General features: G+C 71.6%; 17 protein-coding genes. 6 read left to right on the forward strand and 11 right to left on the reverse strand.

What is annotated here, in order from left to right:
- Positions 1-145 precede the first annotated feature (145 nt).
- The gene (locus GCE65_RS10390; RefSeq protein ID WP_152818359.1) at positions 146-1,831 is read right to left on the reverse strand and encodes a ribonuclease J; all 1,686 of its coding nucleotides are present in this window, start codon (positions 1,829-1,831) and stop codon (positions 146-148) included.
- Between the two features lie 22 nt (positions 1,832-1,853).
- On the reverse strand, positions 1,854-2,750 hold the full coding sequence (gene dapA / locus GCE65_RS10395; protein WP_152818360.1) for a 4-hydroxy-tetrahydrodipicolinate synthase: 897 nt from the start codon (positions 2,748-2,750) through the stop codon (positions 1,854-1,856).
- 37 nt (positions 2,751-2,787) lie between these two features.
- On the opposite strand from dapA, the gene GCE65_RS10400 reads away from it, so the two are divergent.
- The 4 genes from GCE65_RS10400 (at position 2,788) to GCE65_RS10415 (ending at position 6,150) form a co-directional block, all read left to right on the forward strand.
- A complete protein-coding gene (locus GCE65_RS10400; RefSeq protein ID WP_152818361.1) occupies positions 2,788-3,327 on the forward strand; it encodes a GNAT family N-acetyltransferase in 540 nt (179 codons plus the stop codon).
- Between the two features lie 214 nt (positions 3,328-3,541).
- Complete coding sequence (locus GCE65_RS10405; protein ID WP_153878337.1) at positions 3,542-4,108, forward strand: hypothetical protein; 567 nt, start codon at positions 3,542-3,544, stop codon at positions 4,106-4,108.
- Positions 4,109-4,304: 196 nt separating this feature from the next.
- Positions 4,305-4,655 (forward strand): hypothetical protein, encoded by a 351-nt coding sequence (locus tag GCE65_RS16640; protein WP_228759896.1) that lies wholly within the window; start codon positions 4,305-4,307, stop codon positions 4,653-4,655.
- A gap of 1 nt (position 4,656) precedes the next feature.
- Complete coding sequence (locus GCE65_RS10415; RefSeq protein WP_153878338.1) at positions 4,657-6,150, forward strand: MFS transporter; 1,494 nt, start codon at positions 4,657-4,659, stop codon at positions 6,148-6,150.
- A gap of 485 nt (positions 6,151-6,635) precedes the next feature.
- Here GCE65_RS10415 and GCE65_RS10420 read toward each other — a convergent pair whose 3' ends face one another.
- Complete coding sequence (locus GCE65_RS10420) at positions 6,636-7,352, reverse strand: sigma-70 family RNA polymerase sigma factor (RefSeq protein WP_194928675.1); 717 nt, start codon at positions 7,350-7,352, stop codon at positions 6,636-6,638.
- A gap of 230 nt (positions 7,353-7,582) precedes the next feature.
- On the opposite strand from GCE65_RS10420, the gene dapB reads away from it, so the two are divergent.
- Positions 7,583-8,347: a 4-hydroxy-tetrahydrodipicolinate reductase gene (dapB, locus tag GCE65_RS10425; RefSeq protein ID WP_153878340.1), complete on the forward strand. Its 765-nt coding sequence runs from the start codon at positions 7,583-7,585 to the stop codon at positions 8,345-8,347.
- Between the two features lie 21 nt (positions 8,348-8,368).
- Complete coding sequence (locus tag GCE65_RS10430; RefSeq protein WP_152818366.1) at positions 8,369-8,845, forward strand: hypothetical protein; 477 nt, start codon at positions 8,369-8,371, stop codon at positions 8,843-8,845.
- Between the two features lie 29 nt (positions 8,846-8,874).
- Here the strand turns inward: GCE65_RS10430 and GCE65_RS10435 are convergent, their stop codons facing one another.
- From GCE65_RS10435 to rbfA, 8 genes are all read right to left on the reverse strand, one after another.
- Entirely contained in the window at positions 8,875-9,309 is a 435-nt protein-coding gene (locus GCE65_RS10435; protein WP_152818367.1) for a VOC family protein, read from the reverse strand.
- A gap of 85 nt (positions 9,310-9,394) precedes the next feature.
- The gene (locus tag GCE65_RS10440) at positions 9,395-10,753 is read right to left on the reverse strand and encodes a pitrilysin family protein (protein ID WP_153878341.1); all 1,359 of its coding nucleotides are present in this window, start codon (positions 10,751-10,753) and stop codon (positions 9,395-9,397) included.
- 12 nt (positions 10,754-10,765) lie between these two features.
- Positions 10,766-12,979 carry a polyribonucleotide nucleotidyltransferase gene (locus tag GCE65_RS10445; RefSeq protein WP_153878342.1) on the reverse strand — a complete coding sequence of 738 codons (2,214 nt, stop codon included), beginning with the start codon at positions 12,977-12,979 and terminating at the stop codon, positions 10,766-10,768.
- A 200-nt stretch (positions 12,980-13,179) separates the two neighbouring features.
- Positions 13,180-13,449, reverse strand: coding sequence for a 30S ribosomal protein S15 (gene rpsO, locus GCE65_RS10450; protein WP_153878343.1), 270 nt, complete (start codon positions 13,447-13,449; stop codon positions 13,180-13,182).
- A gap of 173 nt (positions 13,450-13,622) precedes the next feature.
- Complete coding sequence (locus GCE65_RS10455) at positions 13,623-14,678, reverse strand: bifunctional riboflavin kinase/FAD synthetase (RefSeq protein WP_153878344.1); 1,056 nt, start codon at positions 14,676-14,678, stop codon at positions 13,623-13,625.
- 99 nt (positions 14,679-14,777) lie between these two features.
- Positions 14,778-17,024, reverse strand: coding sequence for an acyltransferase family protein (locus tag GCE65_RS10460; protein WP_153878345.1), 2,247 nt, complete (start codon positions 17,022-17,024; stop codon positions 14,778-14,780).
- Positions 17,025-17,182: 158 nt separating this feature from the next.
- A complete protein-coding gene (gene truB / locus GCE65_RS10465; protein ID WP_153878346.1) occupies positions 17,183-18,139 on the reverse strand; it encodes a tRNA pseudouridine(55) synthase TruB in 957 nt (318 codons plus the stop codon).
- Complete coding sequence (gene rbfA / locus GCE65_RS10470) at positions 18,136-18,582, reverse strand: 30S ribosome-binding factor RbfA (protein WP_152818374.1); 447 nt, start codon at positions 18,580-18,582, stop codon at positions 18,136-18,138. Before rbfA ends, truB begins: the two co-directional genes overlap by 4 nt.
- Between the last annotated feature and the right edge of the window lie 79 nt (positions 18,583-18,661).

The following is an 18,661-nucleotide window of genomic DNA, read 5'->3' on the forward strand; positions in this document are numbered from 1 at the left end:
CGAGAAGACACCCGTGAGAGTTCAGTCAACCAGACGGCGCCCACCCGACACGTGAGTGACACACCCGCGCCCACGGCGCGCGGGCGTCGTCCATACGCCCGACGGCGCCGTGGGGAGCCGCGGTTCGGTCGCGGGTCGCGGAACCTCAGACGGCGACGACCACGGGGATGATCATCGGGCGGCGACGGAGCCGGCGCCCGGTCCAGCGCCCGACCACGCGGCGGACGGCCTGCTGGAGCTCATGGGTGTCCACGGTTCCCTCGGCCATGGCGGCCACGAGGGCGGCCTCGATGTCGGGCACGATCGACTGGAGCTTGCCCTCGTCCTCGGCGAAGCCGCGGGCGTGCAGCTGCGGCCCGGACACGATCGTGCCCGTGGCGGCCTCGACCACCGCGAACACCGAGAGGAAGCCCTCCTCGGAGAGGATCCGGCGGTCCTTGAGCTGGTCCTCGGTCACGCCGCCGATGGAGGAGCCATCGACGTAGACGTAGCCGCAGGGCACGGCGCCGGCGATGCGGGCCACCCCGTCGATCAGGTCGACCACGACGCCGTCCTCGGCGAGCACGACCCGCTCGGGGGCGAGGCCGCTCTGGACCGCGAGCGCACCGTTGGCCACGAGGTGGCGGATCTCGCCGTGGACGGGCATGACGTTCTTCGGCCGGATGATGTTGTAGCAGTAGAGCAACTCGCCGGCCGAGGCGTGCCCGGAGACGTGCACGCGGGCGTTCGACTGGTGCACGACCTTCGCGCCGAGGCGGGTGAGGCCGTTGATGACCCGGAACACCGCGTTCTCGTTGCCGGGGATGAGGGAGGAGGCGAGCACCACGGTGTCGCCGGGGCCGATCGAGACCTTGTGATCGCGGTTCGCCATCCGGCTCAGGGCGGCCATCGGCTCCCCCTGCGAACCGGTGGACATGAGCACCACCCGGTCGTCGGGCAGGTCGCCGACCTTCTTCAGGTCGATGAGCACCCCCTCCGGCACGGTGAGGTACCCGAGGTCGGCCGCGATGCCCATGTTGCGCACCATCGACCGGCCCACGAGCGCCACGCGGCGGCCGTGGGTGTAGGCGGTGTCGAGGACCTGCTGCACGCGGTGCACATGGGAGGCGAAGGAGGCGACCACGAGCCGGCCGGCGGCCTGCTCGAACACGCGGTCGAGCACGGGCCCGATCTCACGCTCGGCCACGGTGAAGCCGGGCACCTCGGCGTTGGTCGAGTCGGGCATGAACAGGTCGACGCCCTCCTCCCCCAGGCGGGCGAACGCGCGCAGGTCGGTGATGCGCCGATCGAGCGGAAGCTGGTCCATCTTGAAGTCGCCGGTGTGCAGCACGGTGCCGGCCGGGGTGCGGATCGCCACGGCGAGCGCATCCGGGATCGAGTGGTTGACCGCGATGAACTCGCAGTCGAACGTGCCGAAGGAGTGCCGCTGCCCCTCGGTCACGAGCTTGGTCACCGGCGTGATGCGGTGCTCCTTGAGCTTGGCCTCGATGAAGGCGAGCGTGAGCTTGGAGCCCACGAGCGGGATGTCGCGGCGCAGGCGCAGCAGGTAGGGCACGGCGCCGATGTGGTCCTCGTGGCCGTGGGTGAGCACGATCGCCTCGACGTCGTCGAGGCGGTCCTCGATGATCGAGAAGTCCGGCAGGATGAGGTCGACGCCGGGCTGGGTGTCCTCGGGGAAGAGCACCCCGCAGTCGACGATGAGCAGCCGGCCGCGGTGCTCGAAGACGGCCATGTTCCGGCCGACCTCCCCGAGCCCGCCGAGGGCGATGATGCGCAGGCCGTTCTCCGGCAGCGGCGCGGGCAGCCCGAGACCGGGGTGCGGGTGAGACATGTATTCTCCAGTGGTTGACTGATCAGTCGAGCAGGCCGAGGCGCTCGAGGTCGAAGCGCAGCTGCTCGATCTCCTCGGCGCCGGCCTCAACGAGGGGCGAGCGCACGCTCGCGTGGGTGATCCGGCCCTGCAGGGTGAGGGCGGCCTTGGCCATGACGGCTCCCTGCCCGCCCCCCATGATCGCATCGCAGACCGGGGACAGCTGGGCGGAGAGGTTGCGGGCCTCGTCGAGATCGCCGGCGTCGGTGGCCTGGACCATGCGCCGGTACTCCCCGGCGACGAGGTGGCCTGTGACCGACACGACGCCGGAGGCGCCGTGGACGAGCCAGGCGAGGTTGAGGGCGTCGTCCCCGGAATAGAACTCGAGGCCGGTGCGGCGCATCCGGTCGAAGCCGGCGGCCACGTTGCCGGTGGCGTCCTTGACGGCCTTGATCTGGGGTACCTCCGCCAGCCGGTCGAGGCACCGGTCGCCGATCGCGACGCCGGTGCGGCCCGGGATGTCGTAGACCATCGCCGGCAGCGCCGTGGACTCGACGATGTCGCGGATGTGCCTGAAGACGCCCTCCTGGGAGGGCCGGTTGTAGTAGGGCGAGACCACGAGCAGCCCGTGGGCGCCGGCCGCCTCGGCGGCCTGGGCGATGCGGGCCGCGTGCGCGGTGTCGTTCGAGCTGGCGCCCGCGATGACCATCGCCTCGGCGCCGACCTCGTCCACGACGACCCGGATGAGCTCGTCCTTCTCCGGGGTGTGGGTCGTGGGCGACTCGCCCGTCGTGCCGCTCACGAGCACCGCATCGCAGCCGGTGTCGACGAGGTGGCGGGCGAGGCGGCGCGCGGACTCGTAGTCGATCGACCCGTCGGGGAACATGGGCGTGACCATGGCCACGGCGACCGAACCGAAGCTGCGCGAGGGGGTGGACATGGACACAACGGTACCGCGCCCGCATAGGCTGGGCGGCATGTCGCATTCTCACGGGCACAGCCATGACCTGACCGCCGACGCGAGCGTGCGTCCCTCCGTCGACGAGGACGCCCCGCTGCTCGGTCGCATCCAGGCGGCCGCATGGCTCGCCGACGGCAGGGTTCCGGCGAGCGCGGAGGAGCTCGTGGACGCCGCGGCCTTCTCCTCCGCGTGGGCGGCGGCGATCGCCTCGCCCCCGTCCGCCAAGCACCGCATGCTCACCGCCTGCGAGGGCGCCACCGTGGTCGGCTTCGCGGCCCTGGCGCCCGCCGACGAGGAAACCGGTGAGATCGTCGCCCTCGAGGTCGACCCGGATCATGCCCGCGCCGGGCACGGCTCCCGGCTGCTCGCGGCCTGCGCCGACATCCTGCGTCAGACCGGCGCGACCGGGCTGCGCACCTGGATCCCGGTCGGCAACGAGGGCCGGATCGGATTCTTCACCGCGGCGGGCTTCGGACCCACGGGGACGCGCCGCACCTTCGATGCCGGTGGCACCGAGGTGGCCCAGGAGGCCTACGGCGCGCAGCTGGGCGACTGAACCGGCGCGCGACCCTCGCCTCCGCGCCCCGGGGAGACTATTCGTTGCGGGCGACGGGTACTCTTCCCCGCTCCACGCCGCCCGCGCGCTCCGTGCCCCGGCGGGGAGGAAGATCCGTTGCGGGGACCCAGGAGTTTCCCCACCCGAGACAGGGGCTGTATGAGAGTGTGGGGCAGAGCACGACGCGGAGGACGTGAACCCTGAGGAGGGGCGGATGGAACGGGGAATCCAGAACGAGGCGGGCACGGTGACGGATCGGGCGACCCGGCGCGGGCCCGTCGGGCGGATGGCGGGATGGGCTGCGGGCGTGTTCGCCACGAGCCTCGTCGTCGCGGCCTGCAGCGGCTCACCCGGTGCCAACGGTGCCGACGGTGCCGACGGCGGCAGTGGTCCAGGCGGTGTCGGTGGTGTCGGTGGTGTCGGTGGTTCGATCGACCTCGCGCTGACGACCGGCTGCGAGCCGGACTCGGCTCCCGAATGCGTCGAGGCGGGCGGCACGCACGTGCTCGACCCGGGCGCCTACGAGCGCGCGGGCGTCGCCTCCGCGGAGCTCGGGGACGGCGACACGATCGCCGTGCAGCTCGACGATGCCGGCGCGGCGATGCTCGAAGACCTCTCGCAGGAGGCCGCCGAGTCCGGTGACCGGCTGCTCATGCGGGCCGGCAACGAGGTGGTGGGCGCACCCGCCGTCATGGAACCGCTCACCGGTGGTGCCGTCCAGCTCACATTCACATCGGCGCAGGAGGCCGAACGGGTCCTCGCCCTGATCCAGGGCTCCTGACCCACCGGGTCTCCCCCGGATCGCGGCCGCTCCGACAACTGGAGCACCGATCCAGGATCCGCAGGGCCGGGTCCGGCGGTCACGGGGCCCACGCGCGGGGCGTCCTGGCTCGGGTGCATAGATTCGGGCGACGGGGGTACAGACACTTCACACGGCCAACTGAGCACATCAGTCGCGACCTGAGGAGTGGATGACAATGACCACTGGACGCGCCGGCAGCCCGGACGAGGACCCGCAGCCGACCACCTCCCACACAGTCGCGGGAGCCAGCCCGCCGGCGCTCACTGCTCCCCCGCTGGTCTGCACGGTCTTCGGACACGACTACCACTTCACCGCCGACGGCTCGACGATGCGGTGGACCTGCACCCGCCGCTGCGGTGCGGGAGGTCGTAAGGAGTACGCCGACCCGGAATCCGCCGCCCGGTACGCCCACGCATTCGATCGTCGTGACCGGGACGACCTCGGTCGACGAGCCCCACTCATCGGTCTCTTCCCCCTACGCCTATGGCGATGGTTCGAACGTCGCAACCAGGCGAAGAAGGCGTGACATGGCGAGCAGGGACGTGCAGTTGGGCACCATCCAAACGAAGATCCCCGGCCGGCTCGACCGGCTCCCGTGGTCGAATTTCCATTGGCGGGTCGTCATCGGCCTCGGTGCCGTCTGGATTCTCGATGGGCTCGAGGTCACGATGGTCGGTGCCGTCGCCTCGCGGCTGACCCAGTCCGGCAGCGGTATCGAGATCAACTCCGCCCAGATCGGTCTCGCCGGAGCCGTCTATGTGGCCGGAGCATGCCTGGGCGCGTTGTTCTTCGGGCAGCTCACCGACAAGTTGGGCCGCAAGCGGCTGTTCATGATCACGCTCATCGTGTACCTCGTGGCCACCGTCGCCACCGGGTTCGCGTTCGCTCCGTGGTACTTCTTCCTCGCGCGCTTCTTCACCGGTGCCGGCATCGGTGGGGAGTATGCGGCCATCAATTCGGCGATCGACGAGATGATCCCGGGCCGGGTGCGCGGCCGCGTCGACCTCATCATCAACGGCAGCTATTGGCTCGGCGCGGTCGGTGGCAACCTTGCTGCCGTCGTGCTGCTCGACAAGGCGCTGTTCCCGGCCGATATCGGCTGGCGTATCGCCTTCGGGATCGGCGCGGTTCTCGGCCTCGGCGTGCTCTACGTCCGGCGCGGCATCCCCGAGAGCCCGCGGTGGCTGTTCATCCACGGCTACCAAGATCAGGCCGAGGAGATCGTCGGCGGGATCGAGCAGGACATCAACGATCGCACCACGGCCGAACTGGCCGATCCGGGCGATTCGCTCACGATTCGTCAACGGCGGTCGATCCCCTTCCGGGAGATCGCGAAGGTCGCGTTCAAGACGTATCCTCGACGGTCGGTCCTGAGCGTCGCCCTGTTCGTCGGTCAGGCGTTCATGTACAACGGGATCACGTTCAATCTCGGCCTGCTGCTCACCACCTTCTACGACCGGTCGGCGGATATCGTTCCCTTCTTCATCGCCGGGTGGGCCGTATCGAACTTCGCCGGCCCCGTCATCCTCGGCCCGCTGTTCGATACGGTCGGCCGGAAGCCGATGATCTCGATCTCCTATCTCGGCTCGGCCGCGCTCGGTGTGGTCCTCGCGTTCGTCATGATCTCCGGCACGAGCAACATCTGGCTGTTCATGATCGTTCTCGTGGCCACGTTCTTCCTCGCCTCCTCCGGCGCGAGCGCGGCCTATCTGACGGTCAGCGAGATCTTCCCGATGGAGACCCGGGCGCTCGCGATCGCGTTCTTCTACGCCATCGGTACGGCCGTCGGCGGGATCGCGGGCCCGCTCCTCTTCGGCGCGCTCATCAACAGCAAGGACGCCGGACTCGTCTCGATCGCGTTCTTCATCGGCGCCGGGGTCATGGCACTCGGCGGCATCGCCGAGCTGTTCTTCGGGGTCAAGGCGGAACGGGCGAGTCTCGAGAGCATCGCCATGCCGCTCACCGCCGGCGAGGCCGACGACGACGGCCCGGCGGACTCCAAGGACCGGCAGGATGACTGACGCAGGCCGACCGTGTTCGGGACCGTTCGGGAGCAGCCGCGAGCGGGCACTACGACAACCGCACGCTCACGCCACCCGGTCGGCCACCGAGGCGACGCACCGTTCCAGACATGAACGCGACGATCACGCCGTGGGACGCCCGGCATGCCTCTGCGGTGCTCGTGGGCCTCACCAGTCTTATGACGCGGTCAGCGCCGAGCTCTCGGGACGGGTTCGTCTACCGATTCCGGCATGAACCGGCCCCGCTCGGACACGCCGAGGGAGCCTTCCTGCTGTGCGGCCTCTTCGTGACGCGGGCGGCGCACGACGGGGCCAGCTCACCGCGGCACGGATGTGGTTCGAACGCAGCCGCGCCGCGTGTGGGCCGCCACGCCTGCAATCCGAGGAGTACGACATCGTTCAGCAGCTACGGCGTGGCAACCTGCCCCAGGCCTGTGTGCACGCGCTCATGCTCGAGGCCTCGAGGTGGCAACGGATCGGTGCGGCTAAGCGGCCTGCGGCGGGAACGTTCGCTTCACATGGCCCGCAGTGCCCTGGTCCGCTGAAGCGAATTGCGGACCCGCCTCCAGGGTCGCGCGGAGGCGCGCAAGCACGCGCGTCAGCCTCCGCGAGACCTGGATCTGACTGATCCCGAGTCTCTCGGCGATCTGTTGCTGCGTGAGTTCGTCGAAGAATCGCAACCGGATGAGGGTGCGTTCGCGGGCACTCAGCGCGGCGAGCACACGTCGCAGATCCAAGAGGTCCTCCAGCCCCGCGTGGTCGCCATCGACCCCATCGCAGATCGACGCCGACCGGGGCGCTCGACCGTCCCGCGCCGGGACATCGAGTGAATCCGCCCGAAAGCAGGTGGTCGCTGCGAGCGCCTCGCCGACTTCGCGTCGCGTCACGCCATGCCGGCACGCCAGCACCTGCTGCTCCATATCGGTCAGCCGATCGCGATACGAGGTGGCCAACTCCGAACGCAGCTGCTGGATCCGTCGCGGTGGCCGGATCACCCATGCGTGATCGCGAAAGTACTTCTTCAATTCGCCCTCGATCGTCATCGCCGCGAACACCCCGAACTCCCCGCGTTCGCTCCGATACCGGCGAGCCGCACCGACGAGGCCGAGGCAGGCCACCTGCTCCAGGTCCTGGAATTCGACTCCCCGGCTGCGATATCGGGCGGCCAGCGACCGGGCCAGGCCGAGATGCTGTTCGATCAAGCGGTCCTGATGGGATCTCGGCGGCACCTCGTGGGGTGACCTCGGATGCGACACGACCCCTCCCTGGCCCGGAAGCGACGACTGGGCGGTGACTGATGCCTGATGCCTGCCCCCTTCAGGCCTATCAACGCCGCATTCGCGTTGGCTAGGGGGACCGGCGGACCGGTCCACTCGATCGCGCGCCCGGGCCGCTGCTGCCGGTCCGTCCAGGTCCCAGTAGGGTGGGAGGCATGACATTGCGTGTGGCGGTTGTGGGTGCCCGGGGACGGATGGGGCGTCAGGTGTGCGCCGCCGTCACCGGCGCCGCGGACCTGGAGCTGGTGGCCGAGGTGGACCCCTCGAGCGGGGACCCGGCGAGCGGCCGGACGGCCGAGGAGATCGCGGCGCTCGCCGGCGCGGTCGACGTCGCCGTCGACTTCACGGTCCCGTCGGTGACCGAGGCGAACGTGCACGCCCTGATCGAGGCCGGCATCGCACCGGTCGTGGGCACCACCGGCTGGACCGAGGACTCCCTCGATCGGGTGCGCGCCGCGCTCGACGGCACGGGCCTCGGTGCGGTCATCGCCCCGAACTTCGCGCTCTCGGCGGTGCTGGCGATGCGCTTCGCGGCCATGGCCGCCCCCTACTTCGAGTCGGCCGAGGTGATCGAGCTGCACCACCCGAACAAGGTGGACGCCCCCTCCGGCACCGCCATGCACACGGCCCGCGGGATCGCCTCCGCCCGCGCGCGGGCCGGGCTCGACCCGATGCCCGATGCGACCGAGACGGGGTTCGAGGCCCGCGGCATGGACGTCGACGGGGTGCGCGTGCACGCCGTGCGCCAGCGCGGTCTCGTGGCCCACGAGGAGATCCTCTTCGGCAACCCCGGCGAGCAGCTGACGATCCGCACCGACTCCTTCGACCGCGCCTCCTTCATGCCCGGCGTGCTCCTGGCCGTGCGCGCGGTCGCCGGCCGCCCCGGCCTGACCGTCGGCCTCGACCCCCTGCTCGGCTGAGGCCCACATGAGACGGCTCGGATGAGATCCCGGGGCGGGAGCATCGCCTACGCCGCCGCGATGACGGCGCTGCTCGCGTTGTACATCTGGATCGTCGGCACCCGCGCGCTCGTCCTCATCGGCAGCGGTATCCCGGTCGCGGTGGGCATCGGGGTCGCGGTGTTCGTGATCCCGGTCGTGACCGTGTGGTTCCTTGTCGCCGAGTGGCGCCAGGCCGCCGTCGTGTCGCGGATGTACGCGACCCTCGAGGCGGAGGACGGCCTCGTCGTGGACGACCTGCCCCGCTCCCGCGGCGGCCGGATCGACAAGGCGGCCGCGGCGGAACGCTTCGGCCCGCTGGCCGAGATCGCGGAGGCCTCGCCGCAGGACTGGCGTGCCTGGTTCAACCTCGGCTGGGCCTACGACGCCGCCGGGGACCGCCGGCGCGCCCGCACGACGCTGCGCCGGGCGGCCCTGATGTTCCGGTCCGAGAGCTCCGCCCGGAACCAGCCGGGCTGATCCTGCCGATCACTGCGCGACGCGCCTGATCACGCGGCCGGCGTGGCCTCGCACGAGAACGCCCACATGACCCCGTACCGGTCGAATACCTGACCGTAGTAGTCGCCCCACGGCGCCTGCCCGAACGGCATCCCGACGTGGCCCCCGCCGGCGACGAAGGCGTCGATGTACCCGCGTGCCTCCTCCGGGGTCTCGGTCGTGAACAGCAGCGAGTACGCCGTGCCGCCGACCGGATAGTCCGTGCCCGGATCCATCGAGTCCCCGCCCGCGATGACGCCGGCCGGCAACGTGAGCGTCGCATGGGCGACCGCGTTCGGGTCGGGCTCGAAGCCCATGCCCGCCATCGGTGGCGCGTCGCCGTACCGCAGGATGTCGAGCTCGCCGCCGAGCACCTCGTGCCAGTGCGCCATCGCCTCGGCCGTCGTGCCGGGCAGGGCGATATAGGTTGCCAGGGACTGTGCCATCACGGCTCCTCACGAGATCTGCGTGCGCGAGCCACACAGTGTGCCACGTCGGCTCCGGCAGCGACAGGGGCGAACCCGCGGCGGGCTACGGGAGCGGCAGTGCGTCGTCCCTCGGCCCGACGGCCACGAGGTGGCGCGGCTGCCCGGCGAGGTCGGCGGCGAGCTCTCGCACCTGCTCGGCGGTCACGGCGGCGATGCGGGCGAGGTTCTCGTCCACGGTCGTCAACTCGCCCAGGGTGATCTCCGCGCGGCCGAGCCTGGCCATGCGCGCGCCGGAGTCCTCGAGCCCGAGCACGAGGTTCCCGCGCACCTGGCCGATGCCGAGGGCGAGTTCGTCGGCGCCGACGGGCTCGCGGGCGAGGCGCTGGAGCTCGGTCTCGATGAGTTCGACCACCTGCTCGGCGCGATCGGGCGCGCAGCCGGCGTACACGCCGAAGAGCCCGGTGTCCGCGTACCCGGCGGCGAAGGAGTAGACGGAGTAGGCCAGGCCGCGCTTCTCGCGGATCTCCTGGAAGAGTCGGGAGCTCATCGAGCCGCCGAGGACGGCGTTGAGCACGGCGAGGGTGAACCGGCGCTCGTCCGTGGCGCTCGGCCCGAGCCCGCCGAGGAGGATGTTCGCCTGCTCGAACGGGCGGGCGATCGCGCGGCTCGACGACGCGCCGGCGAGTCCGGTGGTCGCCCCCAGCAGGGGGCCGGCGAGGGAGGGACTGCGGCGTGCCACCGGGGCGAGGTCCGCCGGCAGCTCCCACCCGCCCGCGGCCACGCCGCGCAGCACGGCGCCGGCGAGCCGGTCGTGGTCGACGTTGCCGGCGGCACAGACGACGAGTTCGTCGCTGCGGTAGTTCGCCCGGTAATGCTCGAGGACGGCGTCTCGCCCCGTGGCATTGATCGTCGCCGGGGTGCCGCCGATCGGGCGGGCGAGGGCGTGCTCACCGAAGACGGCGGCGGCGAACGCCTCGTGGGCGACGTCGACCGGGTCGTCGCCGGCCATGGCGAGTTCCTCGAGGATGACGCCGCGTTCGGACTCGAACTCGTCCGCGTCGATGATCGAGGAGGTGACCATGTCGAGGATGGTCTCACTGGCCATCGGCAGGTCCGCGTCGAGCACGCGGGCGTAGTAGGCCGTGTACTCCTTGGCGGTGGCGGCATTGGCCTCCCCGCCGACGCCGTCGAACGCGGCGGCGATGTCGAGGGCCGTGCGCGTGGGGGTGCCCTTGAACAGCAGGTGTTCGAGGAAGTGGGTGGACCCGTGGTGTCCCCCGGTCTCGTCCCTCGACCCGACCGCCACCCAGGCACCGATCGCTGCGGATCGCTGCCCGGGAACGGACTCGGTCAGCAGCCGGATCCCGCCGGGGAGGACGGAGCGGCGCATGAGCGCGCCGCCCGCCTCCAGCGAGACCTCGGTGCCCGGCGCGGCGGCCGGGCCGAGGACGAGGTCAACCATGGATGCCGGGGACTACTTCGCCTCGGCGGCGGAGGCGTCGGCCTCCTCCTCGACCACCGCGTGCAGCGAGAGCTTGCCGCGGGGGTCGATCTCGGCGAGCTCGACCTGGACCTTCTGGCCCACCGACAGCACGTCCTCGACGGCGTCGATGCGCTTGCCGCCCACGAGCTTGCGCACCTGGGAGATGTGCAGCAGGCCGTCCTTGCCCGGGGTGAGCGAGATGAACGCGCCGAAGGACGTGGTCTTGACGACCGTTCCCACGAACCGCTCCCCGACCTCGGGCATGTGCGGGTTCGCGATGGCGTTGACCGCCTGGCGGGCCGCCTCGGCAGACGGGCCGTCGACCGCGCCGATGAACACGGTGCCGTCGTCCTCGATGGAGATGTCGGCGCCCGTGTCGTCCTGGATCTGGTTGATCATCTTGCCCTTGGGCCCGATGACCTCGCCGATCTTGTCCACGGGGACCTGCACCGTGATGATGCGCGGGGCCGTGGGGGCCATCTCGTCCGGGGCCTCGATCGCGCCGGCCATGACGTCGAGGATCGTCAGGCGGGCCTGACGGGCCTGGGTCAGCGCGCTCGTGAGCACGGAGGCCGGGATGCCGTCGAGCTTCGTGTCGAGCTGGATGGCCGTGATGAACTCACCCGTGCCGGCGACCTTGAAGTCCATGTCGCCGAATGCGTCCTCGGCGCCGAGGATGTCGGTCAGGGCGGCGTACTTCGTCTCGCCGTCGACGGTCCCGGAGACGAGACCCATCGCGATGCCGGCGACCGGGGCGCGCAGGGGCACACCGGCGTTGAGCAGCGAGAGCGTGGAGGCGCAGACCGACCCCATCGAGGTGGACCCGTTGGAGCTGAGGGCCTCGGAGACCTGACGGATCGCGTAGGGGAACTCCTCGCGCGCGGGCAGCACGGGCACGATCGCCCGCTCGGCGAGCGCGCCGTGGCCGATCTCGCGACGCTTGGGCGAGCCCACGCGGCCGGTCTCACCGGTCGAGTAGGGCGGGAAGTTGTAGTTGTGCATGTAGCGCTTGCGGGTCACCGGGGAGAGGGTGTCCAGCTGCTGCTCCATCTTGAGCATGTTGAGCGTGGTCACGCCCAGGATCTGGGTCTCGCCGCGCTCGAACAGGGCCGAGCCGTGCACGCGCGGGAGCACCTCGACCTCGGCCGAGAGGGTCCGGATGTCGGCGAGCCCGCGGCCGTCGATGCGGAAGCCGTCGGAGAGGATGCGGGTGCGGATGACCTGCTTCTGCACGCTGCGGAACGCGGCGGACAGCTCCTTCTCGCGCCCCTCGAACTGGCCGGCGAGGGAGGAGACGAGCTCCGACTTGAGCTCGTCGAGGCGGTTCTCGCGCTCCTGCTTGCCCGCGATGGACAGGGCGGCGTCGAGGTCGGCCGCGGCCTTCGCCTCGACGGCCTCGTACACGTCCGCCTCGTAGTCGGGGAAGAGCGGGAAGCTCTGGGTCTCCTTGGACGCCTGGGCGGCCAGGTCCAGCTGCGCCTGGGCGAGCGCGGCGACGAACGGCTTGGCGGCCTCGAGCCCGGCGGCCACGACCTCCTCGGTCGGGGCGGTCGCGCCCTGGTTCTTGATGAGGTCCCATGCCTGGTCGGTGGCCTCGGCCTCGATCATGGCGATCGCGACGTCGTCCCCGACGATCCGTCCGGCCACGACCATCGAGAACACGGCGCGCTCGACCTCGGAGTAGCGCGGGAAGGCGACCCACTGATCGTCGATCAGGGCGATGCGCACGGCGCCGACCGGGCCGGAGAACGGCAGGCCGGAGATCTGGGTGGACAGCGACGCCGCGTTGATGGCGAGGATGTCGTAGGAGTCGTCCGGGTGGATCGCGAACACGGTGCCCACGACCTGGACCTCGTTGCGCAGCCCCTTGACGAACAGCGGGCGCAGCGGGCGGTCGATGAGGCGGCAGGCGAGGATCGCCTCGGTCGAGGGGCGGCCCTCGCGGCGGAAGAACGAGCCGGGGATCTTACCGGCGGCGTACTGGCGCTCCTCGATGTCGACGGTCAGCGGGAAGAAGTCGAATCCCTCCCGGGGGTGCTTGCCCGCGGACGTCGTGGACAGCACGACGGTCTCCTCGTCGAGCGTGGCGAGCACGGCGCCGCCGGCCTGCTGGGCGAGGCGGCCCGTCTCGAAGCGGATGGTGCGGGTGCCGAACCGACCGTTGTCGATCGTGGCTTCGGCGTACTTGATCTCGGGACCCTCCATGGGTGCCCTCCTTCTTCGGATCGATCCCGGCCCGCGGCGGTCATCGATCGAGGCCCACGGATCCACGATCCGGGAGCCACTACCGAGGACCTTCGCCTGCCGGCGATTCTGGTTGTTCTCGTTTCTGGCTGCGGCCGGGAACCCCGGCCGGTACACGACACCGGCCCGGTCCCCGAGGGGACCGAGCCGGGGCGGTCAGGCTAGCGGCGCAGGCCGAGTCGCTCGATGAGCGTGCGGTAGCGCGCGATGTCGGTCTCGCGCAGGTAGCCGAGGAGGCGGCGGCGCTGACCGACGAGCAGCAGCAGACCACGACGGCTGTGGTGGTCGTGCTTGTGGGTCTTGAAGTGCTCGGTCAGATCGGTGATCCGCTGGGTGAGCAGGGCGACCTGAACCTCGGGCGACCCGGTGTCGCCTTCGCTGGTCGCGTATTCGGCGATGATCTTCTTCTTGACGTCCGCAGCAAGTGGCACCGGCGTCTCCTTTTCGTTTTCCGTTGCGCGGAGCTCCGGGGCATATCCACCCGGGCATAACGATTCCGCGGCCGATCGAACGGCAACGTCCATCGTATCAGGCGGCGGCGTCCGGGTATCGGGCGGGCGACTGAGACGGCGCACACACCGCGCAGGCGCCCCTCCCGCACGGCTCAGGCGCGGTTCGCCCTGGGCTGGGTCGGCTGAATCGAGGGCTGGGTCGGCTGATTCGAGGGCTGGATCGGCTGGATCGAGGGCCGAACCGAGGGCCGCGGGACACCGAGCAGGTCGGCCGCCTGGTCGACGTCGGTGTTCATCCGCGCGATGAGCTCGTCGATGCCGTCGAATTTGAGGGTGGGTCGCAGCCGGGCCACGAACTCGACGACGATCTCCCGGCCGTAGAGCTCGAGATCGGTGCGCCCGAGCACGTGCGCCTCGACCACGCGGGCCATCCCGGAGAACGTCGGGTTCGTGCCGATGGAGATCGCCGCGGGCATCCGCTCGGCGGTGCCGCTGCCCCAATCGGTCGTGAGCCAGCCGGCGTACACGCCGTCGGCTGGAATGGTGCCGCTCGCGTCCGGGGCGAGGTTCGCCGTCGGGAATCCGAGGTCGCGTCCGCGGGCCTGCCCGTGGACGACGACGCCGCGCATCCGGTGCCAGCGCCCGAGGATGCGGCGCGCATCGGCCACCGCTCCGGCGGCCAGGAGCTCGCGCACCCAGGTGGAGGAGGCGCGCCGGTGAGAACCGTCGGCGGGCACGTCGGTGACGATCCCGACCTCGAAGCCGAGCTCGCCTCCGAGCTCGGCCATCGTGCCCCGGTCCCCCTCGTTCCCCGCGCCGAACCGGATGTCCTCCCCGACCACGACCGCGCGGGCCCCGAGGCCGTCGCGCAGGTAGGTGCGCGCGAAGGCCACCGCGCTCTGGGCCGCGAAGGCCGGGGTGTAGTGGATCACGAGGCAGGCGTCGAGGCCGGCCGCGGCGAGCAGGTCGAGCCGGTCGGTCAGCCCGGTGAGCAGCACGGGCGCGCCCTCGGGGCGATGGATGCGGGCCGGATGCGGATCGAAGGTGATCGCCACGGCCATGACACCCCGCTCGCGGGCGGCGCGCACCGTGGCCGCGAGCACGGCGGCATGGCCGGTGTGCACGCCATCGAAGTTCCCGATGGTGATCGCCGTTCCGGCGCCGGCCACATCCGCCGGGATCTCCTTCAGTCCACGCCAGATCTGCACGCGGTTCCGCCTCTCCAGTTCGCTCTCGCCGGTCCTAGCGTGCCACCACGGCGGGTGCCTGCGCGAATTGGCGCCCGCCCACGCGGCCGCCGGCCGGCCTCACCCGGCGGCCGCCCCCGTGCCGAGCAGCGGCTCGACCTGGCCCCAGACGTAGTCGGCGAGGGTGCGGGCGTAGGTCTCGGTCACGTGCTGCTGGTCGCGATAGACCATCACGTTGCCGATGACCGGCGGGCATTCGTCCGCGGTGCAGTACTGCCCGGTCATGTCGACCCAGGTGACGTCCGGATCGCCCGCGGCGGCCGCCCGCTGGCGGTCGAGCGGCATCGCGTCGTCCTTGTCGATCGCGCAGTCCTCGGGATCGTTCAGGTTCTCGAGCACGCACTCCGTGGTCTCGTCCTTGGGCAGCATCATCGGGTTGTCGCTCAACACCGCCACGGGGGCGACCGCGCGCAGTTCCTTCCACATCTGCCGGAAGCCGTCCGTGGGGCTCGGCACGTCCGCGCTCTCGACGAAGGGATGGTCGGTGAGGTTGGAGGTGACGAACAGGTCGGCCTCGTCCCGGTCGACGATGTCGGCCAGGGTCGCCCGGTTCGCCTCGAGGCACGGGCCCCCGCGGGTGGCGTCGGACTCCCGCTGGGCGAAGCTGAACGGGCAGGAGGCGTGCAGGTAGGTGACGATGCGCAGGCTCTGCTCTTCGGCGATCTTCTGGAACGCGGGCAGGTACTGCTCGGTGTGGGAGTCGCCGACGAGCACGACGGTCGTGCCCGCGTCCTCGTCGCCGAAGACGCAGCGCGGCGTGGTCGGGTCGTCGATCGAGGACTTGCAGTCGTCCTTGGCGCTCTCCGGCAGGTCCTCGCGGGCCCGGGAGGGCGTCGGCGCGATCCCGGCCGCGTTCTGCACGAACGGGCGGTATCCGCTGCGGCTGATCGACTCGGATCCGAAACCGCGCGGCGGATTCGACTCGAGCGCCTGGGCCTCGCTCTGGAGGGTCGTGCTGCTGTGGTGGAACCAGCCCACCGTGCCGGCGCCGGCGATCGCGGTGAACGACATGCTCACCGCGGCGACGGCCACGAGCCGCGGCAGGGCGGTGTTGGCGGAGGTGTGGTGCAGGAACGGCAGCTCCACGAGATGGCGGGAGAGTGCGCCGAGCAGGAATGCGAGCGCGACCCCGAACCCGAGCGCCACCGCCGGGCTCACCCCGGGAAACAGGTAGGGCAGGAACACGACGACCGGCCAATGCCACAGGTAGAGGGAATAGGAGGCGTCGCCGCACCACTGCACGCTGCGGGCGCCGATCAGGTGCGCGAGGGCGCCGTCCGGCCGGGCCTCGATCCACCGGTTCGCCCCGAGGATCATCGCCGCGGTGCCGACGGTCGGCGCGAGCGCCGCGACGCCGGGGAACGGCGTGGCGGCGTCGTAGGTCACGAGCGCGAAGGCGACGAGCGCCGTCCCCGATCCGAGCCAGGCCGCGCCCCGACGGGGGCCGCGCGCGAGTCGCTGGAGCTGCGGCCAGTGCACGGCGACCAGGCCGCCGAGGGCGAGCTCCCAGGCGCGGGCGGGGGTGACGAAGTAGGCCGCCGGATCCCCGGCGATCACCTGGAGGGCGCTGTAGGCGCCGCTGCCCGCGACGACCGCCCACAGCACGACGCCGGCGACGAGCCGCGGCGAGGCCGGTCCGTGCCCCCGCCGCCGGCGCCACCACGTGGCCGCGGCGATCGAGGCCACGAGCAGCGCGGGCCACACGAAGTAGAACTGTTCCTCGACCGACAGGCTCCAGTAGTGCTGCAGCGGGCTCGCCGCAGCCCCTTCGGCGAGGTAGTCGACGGACTGATGGGCCAGATACCAGTTCTGGCCGAAGAACGTCGTGGCGAGCGCCTCGTGGCCGAGGTCGGTCCACCGGTTCATCGGCAGGATGAGCACGCCGGCGACCGTGATCGCGGCCAGCGCGGCGCTCGCCGCGGGCAGGATCCGCCGGATGCGCCGGCCGTAGAAGCCGCGGAAGCTCAGCCGGCCCTCCCGGGCGATCTCGCGGATCATGAGCCCGGTGATGAGGTAGCCGGAGATGACGAAGAAGATGTCGACGCCGACGTAGCCGCCCGGCAGCGCGCCCGGGCGGAAGTGATAGGCCATGACGGCGAGTACCGCGAGCGCCCGCAGCGCCTGGATCTCCGGTTGGAAGCGCGCGCGTGTGGACGACGCAGCTCGCCGCCCGCTCGGCCGTGACCGGTCGCTCGGGCTGCTCGCCGCGGGTAGCCCGGATGCCCCGGATGCGCCCGATGCCCCCGCTGCCAGGCCGACGTCGCCTCCGGGGTCGCGGAGGCCCGCTGTCCTCGGTGCTGCTGCCACGTTCTCCCCTGGGTCGGCGTCTCGGGCGGACGACCGGCCGCACCACGATCCTGCGCGCGGATCGACCGATCGTTACCGAATCGAGACTATCAAACCGGCCTCTCGGTGTCGCCCGGCGGACCGGAACCGAGCGGGGAGGGTGGCCCGCGCCCCGGGGATCAGGCCGGGTCGAGCACGAGCACGGGGCGGGCCCGCTCACCGTCGAGGCTCAGCACGGCGATCCCGCGCCCGGCCGGGTCGAACGCGCCGGCGAGCTCGGCCATGCCGCCCGCCGCGAGTGACTGGCCGTAGCGGACCGCCCGGGCCTCGCCCTCGGTCAGCTCGCGGGCGGGCAGGAGCAGCCGCAGCGCCGTGGTCACGCTCAGCAGCGCATCCGGGGCGGTCCGGGGCAGGGTGTCGTCGGCGCGGACCGCCGCAGTCCGGGCGGCCGTGGCGGTGGGTTCGGGGTCGAGGTCGAAGGGTCCGACCCGGGTGCGCCGCAGCGCGGTGAGGTGGCCGCCGCAGCCGAGTCGGGCGCCGAGATCCCGGGCGAGGGCGCGCACGTAGGTGCCGGAGGAGCAGTCGATCACGGCGTCGACGTCGACGACCGGTGTGCCGTCGGCGGCGACCGACGCGCGGGGCTCGGCCAGCGCGAACCGGTGGATCGTCACGGGCCGGGCGGGCAGGGCGACCTCCTCCCCCGCGCGCACCCGGGCGTAGGCGCGCTTGCCGTCGACCTTGATGGCCGAGACCGCGCTCGGAACCTGCTCGATCGGTCCGCGCAGCCCCGCGGCGACGGCCTCGATCCCGTCCAGCTCGAGCCGGACGGCGCGCTCCGGGCCGGCGGCGAGGCGGGCGCCCGGGGAGGAGGTCGCCTCCCCCTCGGCGTCGTCGGTGTTCGTGCCCTGGCCGAGCCGGATGGTGGCCGTATAGGTCTTGTCCACGCCGACGATATAGGTGAGCAGCCGGGTGGCACGCCCGATGCCGAGCACGAGCAGGCCCGTGGCCATCGGATCGAGGGTGCCGGCGTGTCCGACCTTGCGGGTCCCCAGGGCGCGCCGCGTGCGGGCGACGGCGCCGTGGGAGGTGAGGCCCGCCGGCTTGTCGAGCAGGAGCAGGCCGTCGGGGGCGTTCAGGGTGCCTCGTCCGTGGGGGACTCGGCGCGGGGGGTCCGGTAGGGATCGGCGTCGCCGGCGTAGCCCGCTCGTTCGCGCAGCTTCGCCACCTCGGCGTCGTGGGCGGCCGCCCGCGCGAGGGCCGAGTCGAGGTGGGCGGCGGTCTCGGGGATGGAGTCGACGGTGAACTCGAGCGTGGGGGTGAGCCGCACGCCCGTCTGCTTGCCGACCTCGGATCGGATGAGGCCCTTGGCCGATTCGAGCGCCGCGGCGGTACTCGCACGGTCGGTCTCGTCGCCGTAGACGGTGTAGAACACGGTGGCGTGCTGGAGGTCCCCGGTCACGCGCACGTCCGTCACGGTGATGAAGCCGAGGCGCGGGTCCTTGATCCGGGTGTCGAGCATCTGGGCGACGATCTGGTGGATGCGCTCACCGAGCTTACGGGCGCGGGGGTGATCGGCCATGTTCCTTCTCCTGCTCTCGGCCCCCGCGCGACCCGCGCGGGGAGTGTGACGGGCCGTGTGTGGGTGGGCCGCCGGCACG

This window comes from Pseudactinotalea sp. HY158 (genome assembly GCF_009660225.1).
Lineage (GTDB): Bacteria > Actinomycetota > Actinomycetes > Actinomycetales > Beutenbergiaceae > HY158.